Origin of the sequence: Pseudoduganella sp. R-32 (assembly GCF_049913245.1) — a bacterium.
Taxonomy (GTDB): domain Bacteria; phylum Pseudomonadota; class Gammaproteobacteria; order Burkholderiales; family Burkholderiaceae_D; genus Rugamonas.
Window position 1 is genome coordinate 3803298 of record NZ_CP183987.1, and the last position, 14724, is coordinate 3818021.

At 62.7% G+C, this 14724-nt stretch carries 11 protein-coding genes; 4 read left to right on the forward strand and 7 right to left on the reverse strand.

Annotated elements, in window-relative coordinates; genetic code table 11:
- The first annotated feature begins 89 nt into the window (after nucleotides 1–89).
- A complete protein-coding gene (locus tag ACN9MU_RS17375) occupies nucleotides 90–2342 on the forward strand; it encodes a PAS domain S-box protein (protein ID WP_426335818.1) in 2253 nt (750 codons plus the stop codon).
- A 30-nt stretch (nucleotides 2343–2372) separates the two neighbouring features.
- Nucleotides 2373–2825, forward strand: a complete 453-nt coding sequence (locus ACN9MU_RS17380; protein WP_426161588.1) for a hypothetical protein — start codon at nucleotides 2373–2375, stop codon at nucleotides 2823–2825.
- A gap of 18 nt (nucleotides 2826–2843) precedes the next feature.
- Here the strand turns inward: ACN9MU_RS17380 and ACN9MU_RS17385 are convergent, their stop codons facing one another.
- The 4 genes from ACN9MU_RS17385 to ACN9MU_RS17400 form a co-directional block, all read right to left on the reverse strand.
- The gene (locus ACN9MU_RS17385) at nucleotides 2844–3908 is read right to left on the reverse strand and encodes a M35 family metallo-endopeptidase (protein WP_426343164.1); all 1065 of its coding nucleotides are present in this window, start codon (nucleotides 3906–3908) and stop codon (nucleotides 2844–2846) included.
- Between the two features lie 160 nt (nucleotides 3909–4068).
- Nucleotides 4069–5163 (reverse strand): rod shape-determining protein RodA, encoded by a 1095-nt coding sequence (rodA, locus tag ACN9MU_RS17390; RefSeq protein WP_426335820.1) that lies wholly within the window; start codon nucleotides 5161–5163, stop codon nucleotides 4069–4071.
- A gap of 132 nt (nucleotides 5164–5295) precedes the next feature.
- Complete coding sequence (locus ACN9MU_RS17395; protein ID WP_426343165.1) at nucleotides 5296–6906, reverse strand: PHA/PHB synthase family protein; 1611 nt, start codon at nucleotides 6904–6906, stop codon at nucleotides 5296–5298.
- Nucleotides 6907–6933: 27 nt separating this feature from the next.
- Nucleotides 6934–7773: a universal stress protein gene (locus ACN9MU_RS17400; RefSeq protein WP_426335822.1), complete on the reverse strand. Its 840-nt coding sequence runs from the start codon at nucleotides 7771–7773 to the stop codon at nucleotides 6934–6936.
- Nucleotides 7774–7970: 197 nt separating this feature from the next.
- Between ACN9MU_RS17400 and ACN9MU_RS17405 the strand changes: the two genes are divergently transcribed.
- Both ACN9MU_RS17405 and ACN9MU_RS17410 read left to right on the forward strand, forming a co-directional pair.
- On the forward strand, nucleotides 7971–10103 hold the full coding sequence (locus ACN9MU_RS17405) for a TonB-dependent siderophore receptor (RefSeq protein WP_426343166.1): 2133 nt from the start codon (nucleotides 7971–7973) through the stop codon (nucleotides 10101–10103).
- A gap of 12 nt (nucleotides 10104–10115) precedes the next feature.
- Nucleotides 10116–11330, forward strand: a complete 1215-nt coding sequence (locus ACN9MU_RS17410) for a PepSY-associated TM helix domain-containing protein (RefSeq protein ID WP_426343167.1) — start codon at nucleotides 10116–10118, stop codon at nucleotides 11328–11330.
- Nucleotides 11331–11333: 3 nt separating this feature from the next.
- Here ACN9MU_RS17410 and ACN9MU_RS17415 read toward each other — a convergent pair whose 3' ends face one another.
- The 3 genes from ACN9MU_RS17415 to ACN9MU_RS17425 all read right to left on the reverse strand — a co-directional run bounded on the left by ACN9MU_RS17415 (nucleotide 11334) and on the right by ACN9MU_RS17425 (nucleotide 14564).
- Nucleotides 11334–12404: a trypsin-like serine protease gene (locus ACN9MU_RS17415; protein WP_426343168.1), complete on the reverse strand. Its 1071-nt coding sequence runs from the start codon at nucleotides 12402–12404 to the stop codon at nucleotides 11334–11336.
- Nucleotides 12405–12589: 185 nt separating this feature from the next.
- Complete coding sequence (locus tag ACN9MU_RS17420; RefSeq protein ID WP_426343169.1) at nucleotides 12590–13006, reverse strand: response regulator; 417 nt, start codon at nucleotides 13004–13006, stop codon at nucleotides 12590–12592.
- A 76-nt stretch (nucleotides 13007–13082) separates the two neighbouring features.
- Nucleotides 13083–14564 (reverse strand): ShlB/FhaC/HecB family hemolysin secretion/activation protein, encoded by a 1482-nt coding sequence (locus ACN9MU_RS17425; protein ID WP_426343170.1) that lies wholly within the window; start codon nucleotides 14562–14564, stop codon nucleotides 13083–13085.
- Between the last annotated feature and the right edge of the window lie 160 nt (nucleotides 14565–14724).

The window sequence follows — 14724 nt, forward strand, 5'->3', positions numbered from 1 at the left end:
TATCGACCGCCTGGCCGCAAGGGCAGGCGGTTTTTTTTCGCCCGAATTCGCTTACAATTGGCATCGCCGAGTCCGCGAAAAGACCAATCATGCAAACTGACCTGGGCAAGTTCATCCTCGAAGAAGCTCCCGGCGGAATCATTGCCACGGACGGCCACGACACCGTGATCTTCTGGACCCGGGGCGCAACGGAAATCTATGGTTATAGCGGCGAAGAAGCGCACGGCCACAGGCTGGAGGAACTGATCGGCATGCCGGGCCATCCGGTGCGGCGCGAGTTCGGGGCCGATTTCGAATACCTGCGGCGCCGCAAGGATGGCCAGGCAGTGTATATCGGAGCCGCCTGCAAGCCGGTCTACTCGGCCCAGGGCGAAATCGAGTACATCATTCACAGCCAGAACGACATCACCGACGCCAAGGCATTGCGCGATGCGCGCCAGGTCGAATCGCGCTACCGCGGCCTGCTCGAGTCGATGCCCGATGCCATCGTGATGGCCAATTCCACCGGCCGCATCGTGCTGGTCAACAGCCAGGCCGAGCGGCTGTTCGGCTTCGAACCGCGCGAATTGCTGGGGAAACCGGTTGAAGTATTGCTGCCCAATCGCTTCCGCGGCGGCCATGTCTCGCATCGCGCCCAGTATTTCGTGCAGCCGCGCACGCGCACCATGGGGGCGGGGCTGGAACTGTATGGCTTGCGCAAGGACGGGCTGGAATTCCCGGTCGAGATCAGCCTCAGCATGATCCAGATGGAAGAGGGCGCGATCGTCATGAGCGCGATCCGCGATATCGGCGACCGCAAGAAAGCCGAGCAGAAGTTCCGCGGCCTGCTGGAATCGGCGCCGGATCCGATGGTCATCGTCAACGCGCGCGGCGAGATCGTGCTGGTGAACTCCCAGACCGAGCAGCTGTTTGGCTACCAGCGCCAAGAGCTGCTGGGCAAGCCGATTGAAATCCTGATCCCGGCCCGCTTTGCTGGACGGCATCCGGCGGCGCGCAGCAGCTTCTTCGCCAAAGCCCAGCCGCGCGCCATGGGGGCGGGCACCGAACTGTATGCAATGCGCCGCGACGGTTCGGAATTCCCGGTGGAGATCAGCCTCAGTCCCTTGAAGACCGAGGACGAACTGCTGGTATCGAGCGCCATCCGCGACATCAGCGGACGCCGCCAGATCGAGCGCAAGCTGATCGAACAAAAGCTCGAACTGGAGCAAGCCAGCAAAGCCAAGGATCGCTTCCTGGCCAGCATGTCGCATGAGCTGCGCACGCCGCTGAATGCCATTCTCGGCTTCGGCCAGTTGCTGCATAACGAAAAGCTCCCGCTGTCGCAACAACAGCGTTACGCCTTCGCCGGCAATATCGTACAGGCCGGGCAGCACCTGCTGCACCTGATCAATGAAACGCTGGACCTGGCGAAGATCGAGGTCGGCGCCGTCACGCTTTCTCTCGAACCGGTGGCGCTGGACGACCTGCTGCATGAAGCGAGCAAGATGGTCGAGGCCATGGCCGATGCGCGGCAGGTCGCGGTTTACCTGTCCGAACCACGCGGCATGCATGTCAAGGCCGACCGCATCCGGCTGCGCCAGATTGTGCTGAACCTGTTGAGCAATGCAATCAAGTACAACAGCAAGGGCGGCCATGTCTGGGTAGCCTGCGGGGCGGCCGATCCCGGGCGGGCCTGGCTGGCAGTGCGCGACGACGGGCCAGGGCTCAGCGGCGAACAGATGGCGGGCCTGTTCCAGCCCTTTAACCGGCTGGGCCAGGAAGGCGGCTCCGAAGAAGGCAGCGGCATCGGCCTGGTGCTGAGCAAACGGCTGGCCGAGTTGATGAACGCGACCATTGGCGTGACGAGCTCGGTGGGCCAGGGCAGCACCTTCACGGTCGAGATGGAAGCCACGGCGCCCCAGCAGTTGCCCCGCGGCGAGGACCAGGAAGGCATGCCGGCGCCGGCAGCGGTGCGCGGCCACCACAGCAAGCCCCGGCTGCTCTATGTCGAAGATAACCCTGCCAACCTGAAGCTTGTGGAAGAGATCGTCAAGCTGCATCTCGACGTTGAGTTGTTGTCGGCCACCGACGGCAATTCCGGTGTGGCCATGGCGCGCGAATACCTGCCGGATGCGATCTTGATGGACATGAACCTGCCCGGCATCAGCGGCCGCGAGGCACAGCGCCGTTTGCGCCAGGATGCCGCAACGCGCGAGATCCCGATCATTGCGCTCTCCGCCAATGCGATGCCGCTTGATGTACAGGCTGCTCTGGAGGCCGGCTTTTTCCGGTACCTGACCAAGCCCTTGAACATCAATGACTTCCTGGAGGTGGTTGGGGAAGCATTGGAACAGTCGCGCTAAAAAGAAGTTTCACGTGTAACGAGGTCTGGAGTGAAAATCAATATTGCAGCCTTGCTAGCAGCCGCCGCGCTGTCAGGGGAAGCGAAAATGCTGGAAGTCACATTCACCGTCAAAGAGGCAGGCGGCCACCCCGTCTTGCACATCGACCTGGCCAACCAATCGGCGCGGCAGCTGAAGGTCCTGCACGCGCTGGCAACCGAAGAAGAGATGTTCGGCAAGCTGTTCGAGGTGCGCGACGCCGAGACCGGGCAACTGCTCGACTACCAGGGCATCATGGTCAAGCGCGGCCCGTTGACGGAAGCCGACTACCGGGCCATGAAACCCGGGGCGCACCTCAGCAACGCCATCGACCTGGCCCCCGCGTACGGCTTCAGGCAAGGACGTCATGCGTACACCATCAGCTACGCCGGGCACTACCTCATGGACGGAAAGGAAATACCGCTCACCGTTGGACCGGTACGCTTCGAGCATACCGGCAGGTGAGCGGCGGCAGGGCAGGACTTATTGCAGGGCCGGGGTGTTCTCGCCGAAATATTCGTGCGAGTCGGCGTTGTCGATGGCCTTGTTTGGATCGCTGATCGCCAGGCTGGCGGCGCCGGACTGGCCGTAGACCCAGTCATCGGTACCAGCCACCACATTGAAGTGGCTCATCTCATGCACCAGGGTACCGCCCTTGGAGTCGGTGCCGGACATTGGCGCGCTCCAGAATGCCTTGCAGACATAAATCTTGTAAGGCTGGGTTGGATACACATAGGCGTAGTACGTCTTCTTGCAGCCGCAGTCGACGGTGATCGGCTTGGTGGCGAAGGCATCCTTCAGCGCGGCGAAGTGCGATTTCACGGTGGAGTAGCGGCCGGAATTGTAGCTGCCGAACCATTTCGTGTAGCGGGTGCCTGTCTTGTTGGCGCCCAGGTAGGCGTCGCCGTCGTTGGCCATGCCTTGCGCGGTCGACACGGCAGTTGTAATGTCGGCCTGCTGCGAAGTGGTGCACTTGCTGAAGGACAAGCCGGCTGCGCTTGGCAGGGGCTGTTCCGGCGCCTTGGCGATGCTGCCGCGCGGCAGGGTGCCTTCGATCGACACGCTGAGCTCGGCCGATTGCAGGGTGTCCGGCTGCTTCTTGTCAACTGCCTTGCCGGCCGGGTCGACGTTGCTGAACAGCTTGGGCGACTTGGTGCTGTAACGGATGGTGTAGTCGCCCGAGATGCTCATGTTATACATCTGCGACAGTTCCACCGTGACCTTGTGCGATTTGCCCGGCTGGATGACGTAGTAATCGGCTGCCGTGGGCGCCGGGCGCTTGACGTGCATGCCTTCGTACGGCACCCTGGCGCCGTCACGGGTCACGTCGAACAGGGATTCTTCAATGTCGCCGAACGGGGTATGCCATTTCAGGACGTATTGCGGCACCGATGAAGTATTGGTCAGCGTGACCTGCACGACCACGTCGTCGCGCGGGCCCAGCGCGCGCTTGTCCATGCTGATGCTGGCTGTGAGGCCGTCGGCCGCATAGGCGCCCAGGCTGAAGGAAGCTGCGAGTGCGAAAGCGCCAAGGTGTTTCAAGTTCATTCGTCTCTCCGTCCGGTTGTGGTTGGGGTGAGCCAATCTTGACGGGGAGACTGCGGCAATTCAATCGAAATCGGTGCGCTGTCGCTATTTCAACAACGGTTCCGTTATGCCCTGAACAGGAGCCGGGAAATATGTCCAATCCCGGACATTTGTAACAGGCTCAGACCTGGCTTTGACGACGGATGGCCATCAGGATGCCGCAGCCGATTCCCAGTGTCACCAGGGCAGTGCCGCCATAGCTGAAAAAAGGCAGCGGCACGCCAACCACCGGTACCACGCCGCTCACCATGCCGATATTGATGAAGGCATAGGTGAAGAAGATCATGGTGATGGCGCCGCCCAGCAAACGCGAAAATGGCGTCACCGCGCTGGAGGAAATCTGCAGGCCGCGCCAGATCAGCAAGGCGTACATCACCAGCAGCGCAATCCCGCCGAACAGCCCGAATTCTTCGGCGAAGACCGAGAAGATGAAGTCGGTGGAGCGTTCCGGAATGAAGCCGAGGTGGCCCTGGGTGCCATCCATCCAGCCGCGGCCAGCCATCCCGCCGGAACCGATCGCGATTTTCGCCTGGGTGATCTGGAAACCCTTGCCAGCCGGATCCGAGTCCGGGTTGAGGAAAGTCAGCACCCTTTGACGCTGGAAGTCGTGCAGCAGTTGCCACACCACTGGCACCGCAGCCAGGCCGCAGACAGCCAGGGCGGCAAGCGCCTTCCACGATAGCCCGGCCAGCACGATCACATAGAAACCCGCCGCCAGCACCAGCATCGCCGTGCCGAAATCGGGCTGCTTGGCGATCAGTCCCACCGGAATGGCCAGCAGCACCGCGGCCGCGACGAATATTTGCCAGCCCTTGGCGCCATCGAAGCGGTGGAAGTACCAGGCCAGCATCATTGGCATCGCGATCTTCATCATCTCGGACGGCTGGAAATCGTGACCGAGATTGAGCCATCGCGTCGAGCCTTTTTTCGTAACGCCGAACAGGAACACCGCTAACAGCAAGGCGACGCCAAGCGAATACAGCGTGACTGCATGGCGCATCAGCATGGGCGGCGGGATGTTCGCGACCGCCCACATCAGGCCCAGCGCCATCGCCACGTTACGCAACTGCAGTTCGAAGCGCCCCGGGAAGTCGGCCGAGGCGGAATACAGTGTCAACAGGCCAGCCGCCAGCAGCAAGCCAAGGATGGCAGCCAACGGCGCGTCAACAGCCAGCACCGGCCGCAGGCGGCGCCACAAAGAAGAATGACCGGTCATTGGAAGGCCTGCAGCCAGATTACGCGGCCAGCCAGGACGGCAAAGCCGGAAAATGCGATCGCGCCAATCACGGCAAGCCGGCGGCGGAATTGTTTTTGCTCATTATTCATGGCCGAAATTATAAGGCCAGGGCTAGCGCTCGCGCACGTAGTTTCCGGGGGCATCGCCTAGCCAGGGATAATCGGCATGGGCCGCCGGCGCCGGCGTGCGCCACTCGCCGCAGCGCCCGTGCAGCCAGGCGGTCCAGTCCTGCCACCAGGAGCCTGGAGTTGGCGTTTGCACCGCTAGCCAGTCCTTGGCGTCGCGGCCCGCAATCAGGGGAGCCGACCAGTATTGCTGTTTGGCGCTGCCGCCCGGCGGATTGATGATGCCCAGGATATGGCCGGAGGCGGTCAGCACAAAATGTACCGGAGCGCCCACCAGCGCCGCGCTGCGGTAGGTGCTGCGCCAGGGGGTGATGTGGTCCGCCACCGCACCCACGGCATACAGGGTTTGGCGGATGCGGCCAAGGTCAAGCTTCTGGCCGCGGATTTCAAGCGCATCCGCGTGGGCCAGCTTGTTGGCCTGGTATAGCTCGCGCAGGCAGAAACTGTGCGTGGCGCGCGGCTGGCGCGTGCCGTCCGAGTTCCAGGCCAGGGGCGCCAGCGCTGGTGCAGGCTCGCCGAGCAGGTACTTGTGCACCACATAGCGCCAGATCTGCGTATTCGGGCGCAGCATGCGGAAGCTCCAGCCGATCTGCTGCGAGTCGAGAAAACCCTGGCGCGCCATCAGGCCGTCCAGCAAGGCCACGCTTTCGTCGTTGATGAAGCTGGCGATGTCGCCAGGCTTGGAAAAATCGGTGAGCGTGGCCAGCAGCGTCCAATGCGCAACCGGGACATTGCGCGCCGCCCGATGGTGGCGGTTCAGCCACGCCATCAGCGCCGACAGGGCGGTGCCGCCGATGCAATAGCCGACCGCATGCACTTGCGGGACGCCGGCGATGTTGCGCGCCGCGTCGATGGCAGCGAGGATGCCATCGAACAGGTGGTCTTCGAAGCTGGCATCCTGCATATTGGCGCGCGGATTCTTCCAGCTCATGACGAACACGTCGAAACCCTGTTGCACCAGGTGCCGCACCATGCTTTGCTGGGCGGTCAGGTCCAGGATGTAGTACTTGTTGATCCAGGGCGGCACCAGGACCAGCGGCATCGCCCGAACTTGCGGGCAAACAGGCGCGTACTGGATCAGCTCCATCATCTGGTTGCGCATCACAACGCGCCCTGGCGTCGCGGCCAGGTCGCGTCCGAGCTGGAACTGGGCCGGATCCACCATGCGCAGGTCGCCTGCCAGCACATCGCGCAGCCATTCTTCAAAGCCGTGCTTCAGGCTAGCCCCGCCGCTGTCGAAGGCGCGTCGCAGTACGACCGGATTGGTCCAGGGAAAGTTGCTGGGGGCTAGGGCGTTGCACCAATGGCGCAGCCAGAAGGCAGCACTGTGGGCTTCGCTTTCTTCCACGCCTGGCGTGTCGTAGACCTGCCGTTCCAGGGTGCGCGTGAAGCCGAGGTATTGCTGCATCAGGCCATGAAAGAATGGATTGTCGCGCCAGGCGTCGTCGCTGAATCGGTCATCGCCCTCCGCAGCTTCCGCCAGGGGCGCAGGCATGCCGGTCGCCCAGGCGACTGTGGCAAGCTCCTGCCACGCCCGGGCCATCTCCAGTGGATGCACCAGCCATGCGGCGGCGACATTGGCGAACGGATTTGGCATGCAGGCCAGTATAGACCTAATGCGGACCTAATGCGCCATCAGCACAGGAAGCGTCATGCTTTGCAATACCGTACGGGAAGCACCGCCCAGCATGATTTCGCGCAAGCGGCTATGGCCGTAGCAACCCATGACCAGCAAATCGGCATCGAGATCCGAGGCGAAGGAGAGCAGGGCAGAGCCGACGTCGATCGCCGTCGCTTGCGAGGAGACTTCGACCTTGATGCCATGGCGCGCCAGGTAGAGGGCCATGTCTGCGCCCGGTTCGCTGCCGTGGGCCTCGGGTTCGCGGCCGGCATTGAACACAGCCAGCGTGACTTTGCCGGCCTGCTCCATCAGCGGAATGGCAGCGGTGATGGCGCGGGTGGCCTCCATGCTGCCGTCCCAGGCCACCAGCACACGCTGGAACGGCGCTTCGAAATGGCCGGCATAGGGCACCACCAATACCGGCCTTGCGCTGTTCATGGCCACATATTCGGGTGTTTCTTCTTCCATTGGCGAAATCGGATCGTCCGGGTTGACCTGGCCCAGTATCAGGAGGTCGCCGTAGCGCGACTGCAGCACCAGGCCATCCGCGGCCTGGTCGTCAAGCAGGCGGGATTCGAAGGACGGCAGGTCCAGCATCGCGCATTGCAACTCGAAACGCCGTAAGCTGTCGCGGGCGGCTTCCCGCGCTTCGTCGATGCATTGGGCTGCCAGGCTGACACCCATGGCGGTGGCATGGTCGGCGTACAGGAAGCGCGAAATGCCGCTCATCGCCGCACCGACCAGGCGGCCTTTTGACATGCGCACGATCTGGGATGCCAGCCGTACCCGGCGCTCGGTATCGGCGGAACTATTCACGTGCACAACGACAGTCTTGAACCCCATGGCAGCCTCCGGGATGGATAGATGTGAAAAAGTCTAGGGTTATGCGCAATCCAGCGGCATGATCTGGGTCAATTTCAATCTAATCCGGTAACTTGCATAAGCAAGTGTTGACTTTTAGATGCGAATGGTTATCATTTGCGTCTTCTAATAAAGCCAGCTCCTCGCCAGCTAATCATTAATAATTAGCTGAGGTAACGATGGACAAGAAGAAGTTGGCGGTATTGCTTGGGTTGGCATTTCCGGGTGCTGTCCTGGCGGAAGACGCTGCAGTGATGCCGCAGATCCAGGTCACCGCGCAAAGGCCGGACACCTACACCGCGGAACGCAGCCGGACGGCCACGCCGCTGAGCATTTCGCCGCGCGACACGCCGCAATCGATATCCGTGATGACCCAGCAGCGTATCGAGGACCAGGCGTTACAGACCGTGACCGATGTGGTCAACAATGTGACCGGCGTTTCGGTCAACCAGTATGAGACGCATCGCGCCGGTTTTACCGCGCGCGGCTTCGACATTGACAACCTGCAGATCGACAGCGTGCCGACGGCCTGGGAGCAGGCATGGAGTTCCGGCGAAGTATTGGGGAGCCTGGCCCTCTACGACCGTTTAGAAGTGGTGCGCGGCGCCACAGGCTTGATGACGGGCGCCGGCAATCCTTCGGCGGCCATCAACCTGGTGCGCAAGCGTGCGGCCAGCAAGGAGCTCACCGGCAGCGCGCAGCTTGGCACCGGCCGCTGGAACGAGCGCCGCACCATGGCAGACGTTTCGACCCCGGTCAATGCCAGCGGTAGCGTACGCGCCCGGGTGGTCGGTGAATACCAGCGTTCCGACAGCTGGGTCGATCTGATGAAGAGCAAAAGCCACACTTTCTATGGCACTGTAGAAGCCGACCTGGCGCCCGGCACCGTGCTTTCCGCCGGCTACAGCCGCCAGGAAAACGACCCGCAAGGCCCGATGTGGGGCGGCCTGCCGTACTGGTACACCGACGGCAGCAAGACCAACTGGGATGTATCGAAAACGTCGGCGGCCGGATGGACGCGCTGGGAAACAGCGTACGAGAACGCCTTCGCCAACCTTGAACACAGCTTCGACAACGGCTGGAGGCTGCGCGCCGGCTTCAGTCATGGCGACCGCAAGGCCGATTCCGCGCTGCTTTACCTCTCAGGGGTACCTGAGCGCGCGACGGGACTGGGCATGGGCGCGTTTGCAGGCTCCTACATTACGCACACCCGGCAGGACGACTTCAGCCTTCATGCCAGCGGACCCTTTGCGCTCGCCGGGCGCAAGCATGAAGCGGCGTTCGGTTACATGCACTCGAAGCAGGAATTCAATGCCGACAGCCGTGCCGCCGATTACGGCAGTGACTACCCTCCGGTAGGCGATTTCAATCACTGGAATGGTGCAGCGTATCCTGAGCCGAATTGGGGCGCGCCGACATTTTACGAAAAGAGCGTGACCCGGCAGGAAGCGTTGTACGGTGTTGCGCGCTTCTCGATCACCGATCCGCTGAAGGCGATTATCGGTGCGCGCCTCACCAACTACGACAAGACCGGCGCCGGAGCCTGGAGCCCGGCCTATCAGCTGAAGCACGACCACGAATTGACGCCCTATGCCGGCGTGGTATATGACCTCAGCGACAACCTGTCTGCCTACGCCAGTTACACCGACATTTTCCAGCCGCAGAACCGCAAGGACCTGGCGGGAAATATCCTGGACCCGGTAGTCGGCAAGAGCTACGAGGGCGGCATCAAAGGCGAATTCCTGGACGGCCGCGTGAATGCGTCGTTTGCGGTATTCAGGATCAAGCAGGACAAGCTCGCCCAGGAGGCCGGCCTGGTCGACCGCGATGGCACAGGCCCGCTTGCGCCGGAAGCGTACTACCGCGCCGCAAGCGGCGCCAAGAGCGATGGCTTTGAGTTCGAGGTCTCGGGAGAACTGGCGCCCGGCTGGAACGCCACCGCGGGATTTTCCCAGTTCAGGGCCAAGGATGCCGCGGGCGCCGATTTCAACGGCGTCTATCCACGCAAACTGTTCCGCGTCTTCACTACCTACCGCCTGGATGCGCTGACTGTGGGCGGCGGCCTGAATTGGGAAAGCCGTACCTACACGCTGGATCCGGCTGCTCCCGCCGGGACCAATGGCGTGATTGAACAGGGTTCCTTCGCGCTGGCCAGCCTGATGGCACGCTACGACATCACCAGGCAGCTTTCGGCGCAGGTCAACGTGAGCAACCTGTTCGACAAACAGCATTTCGGCATGTTCGCCGCCTATGGCGCCATCACCTACGCCGCACCGCGCAGTGTATCGGCGAGTCTGAAGTATCGCTTCTGATGCGAGGCTGACATGCGCGCAAGCTGGACGCTGGTGCACCGCTATCTTGGCCTGCTCACGGCGGGCTTCCTCTTCATCAGCGGCCTGACAGGCGCTGTCATCTCGTGGGACCACGAGCTGGACGATCTGCTGAACCCGCACTTGATGGAGGCTCATACGCCGGGCCGGCCGCAGTCTTCGCTCGCGCTTGCGCGCCAGATCGAGCAGCGCCATCCGGAAGCCAGGGTTTCATACATCCCGCTGCATGCGGAGCAGGGAAAGTCGCTGGGCTTCGGGTTGGATGCCACCGGCTTCAACCAGGTCTTCGTCGATCCGGTCAGCGGCGCGGAGTTGGGCAAGCGCGAGTGGGGCGCGGTCTGGCCGATCAGCAAGGAGACGCTGGTCTCATTCCTCTACCGCCTGCATTACTCGCTGCACGTCCCGGAGATGTGGGGCATAGACCGCTGGGGCATCTGGCTGATGGGCGTGATAGCAATGGTGTGGATGGTGGACAGTTTTGTCGGCTTCTACCTCACGCTGCCAGTACGCACACGCACGCCCGGGGCACGCGGCTGGTGGCAGCGCTGGAAGCCCGCATGGAAGGTCCGCTGGCGCGGCGGCAGCGCCAAGCTCAATTTTGACCTGCACCGCGCTTTCAGCCTGTGGACATGGGGGCTGTTGTTCATCCTGGCGTTCACCGCCTTCTCGCTGAACCTGTACCGTGAGGTCTTCTACCCGGTGATGCAGACGGTCTCGGAGTTGACACCAACTCCCTTCGATACCCGCACGCCAAGGGATTTGCGCAATCCGATCCTGGCGCATATCGGCTATGAAGAAGTATTGCAACGGGCAGCGCAAGAAGCGGCGCGCCGTACATGGAAGGAACCGGCCGGCAGCGTGTTCTATTCCCAGGCCTACGGCATCTACGGCGTCAGCTTCTTCAAGCCGGGCGACGATCACGGCGCAGGCGGCGTCGGGCCAGCCGTGCTGTATTACGACGGGGGCGATGGACGCCTGCTCGGTGATCGCCAGCCCTGGAAGGGGACTGCGGCAGACATCTTCGTGCAGGCCCAGTTCCCATTGCATTCCGGCCGCATCCTGGGCCTGCCCGGCCGGATCCTGGTTTCCGTAATGGGTGTCGTGGTGGCGATGCTGAGCGTCACCGGCGTGGCGATCTGGTGGCGCAAGCGGACTTCGAGGAACAGGGTGGCTGCGGCGCAACGGCGTTGGATGCAGCCCGCCGGTTGAACGTCATGGGCGCCGCTCCCGGCGGCGCACGCACGCCAAGGCGAACAGGCCGAGCGCAAATACCGCCATGCTGGCCGGCTCCGGAACCACCTGTATCGCGCCGCCGGTCGCGGCCACCAAGTAGTCCAGGTAGCTGTGCAGGACGATGCCGCCGAAGTAGGAGCCGAACGCGCCGGCGACAATTCCGTCCGGCGTGCCGCCGAACGTGTTGGTGGCAATCAGCATCAGCTCGCCATATTGCTCGATGAAAGACGGCCCGCCGGAGTCGCCGCCGCCAATGCCCGACTCGCGGTCGTTGGGCAGTTGGGCCGAGCAGGCGAGGCCCCATTCGCAAAACGAATCGTGGCCATTGCCGTCGAAGTCCGCATACCAGACTTCGTTCGGGCCATTGAAGCCCTGTTCATCGTCGGCATCGAACAGGTCGACGACGTTCTGTCCGGTACGTTTGATGCGGAAATCGGGACTGATGGTGTAGCCATTGATGCCATCGCCGGAGGTGCCGTAGCCAGCCATGATGATGCGGGTATTTGCCTGCAGCTGCTGGCCGGCCAGCTTGTAGACCTTGGCGGAGGCCGGGGCGTCCTGGCCAAGCGTGATCACGGCGAGGTCATCGTTCACGCAAAAGCCCGGCACGCCAGCAGGGCAATTGCCGAAGCCTCCGTAATTCGGGTTCATCTGGACCTTGGTAGCGGTGACGACGGCGCGGCCAGGATCGCCCGGCGTGGAGGAAGCGTTAAAGACAACGCGTACGTCATTGCCGGGCTTGTTAAGGTCGATCAGGCTGCCTTTGCCATTGGTATCCACGCAGTGACCGGCCGAGACTACCTGGCGTTTGCCGACCAGGGCGCCGGAGCAGATATAGCTCAAGCCGTCATAGCGGATATTGATGCTGACGACGCCCGAAAAGGGAGATGCGGCGTTGTTCGGGTCGACGTGGGCTGCCGGCGTATCAGGCAGGGCGCCCGAGGTGATCAAGGGGGTGATGGTCCCGTTGGGAACCGCTTGGGCCGTGCCGCTGATGGCCGCCATCGCTACCGCCATGCCGAGCAGCCTGCTTGCAATGAGTTGTCGCACGTCATTTCCTCCCGAGAATATTGCCCAGTGAATCAACATGTCGGGAAAACGTTTAGCAATTTTCGCGCCTGGAAGGGAAGCTTCTTTACTTTCAGTCACTTGCCGCGAAGCCATGACAGCGTGCTTGAAAAAGCGTAAAGCTTTCCGACATTGCATTGCAAATTGATACAGATTGACCGGGGAGTCTATTGCCGGGCCGCCAGCCGTCGCCGGGCAGCGATGAGGGTGTCGGTAATGGAGCCGATGCTGAAGGGTTTGACGATGAAGCCCAGTGCCCCGCGAGAGACTGCTGCCCGCACGACGTCCTGGTCGTTATGCCCGGATACGACAATGACGAAGACGTCCGGCGAGCGCGCCTTGAGTTCGGACAGCAGTTCCAGACCGTCGCCATCGGGCAGCCCGAGGTCCAGCAGGACGATGTCTGGCATCAGTTGCATGCAGCGTGCAAGGCCAGCCTGGGCGGTACCCGCTTCGCCGAGAACCGCCAGTTCGGCTTCGTTTGCCCCGAGGCGCATCATCGACCGCATCATTGCGTTGTCGTCAATGATGAAGACGGTCTTGGATTGTTGCTTATGAAAGGGAGCGATAGTATCAGAATGCATGGCGCAACCTGTATGCCAGCTGTCAGCAGCGGCAGGTTAACACCATGCTGCGCCGGGCGGCGCGCGTATCGGACGCTCAGAAGCGGTAGCCCACGTTCAGCCACGCCATTGGCTGGCTATGGTGCGGCTCGGATCGCGGCTCGCCGCCGCGCGTGCGCCACGCCGCGATCAGGGAAGCATTGAAGGCGCGGTTGTCATAACGCAGGCCGGCACCTGCACCAGCCAGGGTGCGGTGATTGCTGTCGCTGGTCCAGGGGTCGCGGTTGGAGGTGATGCGGCCGGCATCGTAAAACAGGTAAGGCATGAATGCTCCGGCGGCATAGCGCACTTCGAGTTGCAGCAGGGCGCCCGCATCGCCGTAACCTTCGCCACCGGGATAGGCGCGCACGCCATTGCGGCCACCGAGGCCGAATTTTTGCGACGAGTCCAGGTTCTTGCTGGCCCATTGCGCTGACAAGCGTCCATACACGTCCACGTGCTCGGCGACCGATTGGATGCGAGCGAGGTCGAGGTTCAGTTTCGAAAAGCGGCCGGCGCTGCGGGCCGTGGCTGCGTCGGTCTCGAGCAAGGCGCCATCGAGACTGAGGCGGCCCGGCGTCCAGGAAACGGCACCGTAGGTCACCCCGCCCCGCAACAGGTTGTCGCGCACGTCGAAATTGACGGCGATCGGCACGCTGTTGCTGCTCTTGTCGCTGTTGCTGTCCGTGGCGCCTTGCTGGTCGCGCAGGCGCTTGTGTTCGAGCGTCGCCGACAAGGTGATGTTGCGGCGCTGCGAGCGCACCAACGGGTAGCTAAGGCCCGCACTGCTGACGTTGGCCGTACCGGTCGCATTCAGCGCGGCGAAGCTGTCGGCCAGCGCATAGTACGAACGGCTGTAGCCGATACGGCCGCGCAGGCCCGTTGCGCCGAGAGGCAAGGCGTATGCGGCGGAGCCGAACCACATTTGCTCGTTGGTGTACATGCCCTGCAGCGAAATCTGGTCACCTAGCGTGAATGGGCTATCGATGTCCAGGCTGGCGTGTGCGCGCGTGCGACCGGTGTAGCGGGTGCCGTTGTTGTCGAGGCCGATCTCGCCCGCATAGCGATGATCGCGCTGCACTTCGATAGCGAGGTCGCCGGTGCCGACCTCCTTGCCTGGACGGACTACAGGCACGCTGCGCACGCCCGGCTGGTCGTCGAGGATCAGGGTGACGCGTTCGAGCTCGTGGCTTTCGATGACGCTGCCCGGCTTCAGGGGCGACAGGAAGTGCTGGGCCGCGGGGCTCAGGGACTTGTCGCCATTTGCGGTGATGGAACCGTAGCGGCCTTCCAGCACCTCGATGCGCAGGACGCCCTGCTGCAAATCCTGTTGTGGCAGGTATGCCCGCGCGAAAGGATAGCCTGCGCCACGGTAGTAGGCGGACAACTTGTCGGCCAATGCGCTGAGGCCGGCGAAATCGAACGTCTTGCCAACCACAGGGCCCAGTTCACGCAAGAGTTCGTCTTGCGTGAACTGGGTGTTGCCGGTGACCGTTACCTGTTTCAGGGTGACTGTCAATCCGCCAGGTGGAACCGTCACGGGGGGAGGCGGGGGAGGTAGCGGGAGGGGCGGCGCGGGAGTGGGTTCCCGCAGCGCCCGCTGCCCGTTCTCCTGTAAGGATTGCGCACCTTGCTGTGCAAGGGCTGCCTCGGCAAAGGCGTAAAAGATGGCGGTGGTCAGAATGGTGTTAGCTGGTCTC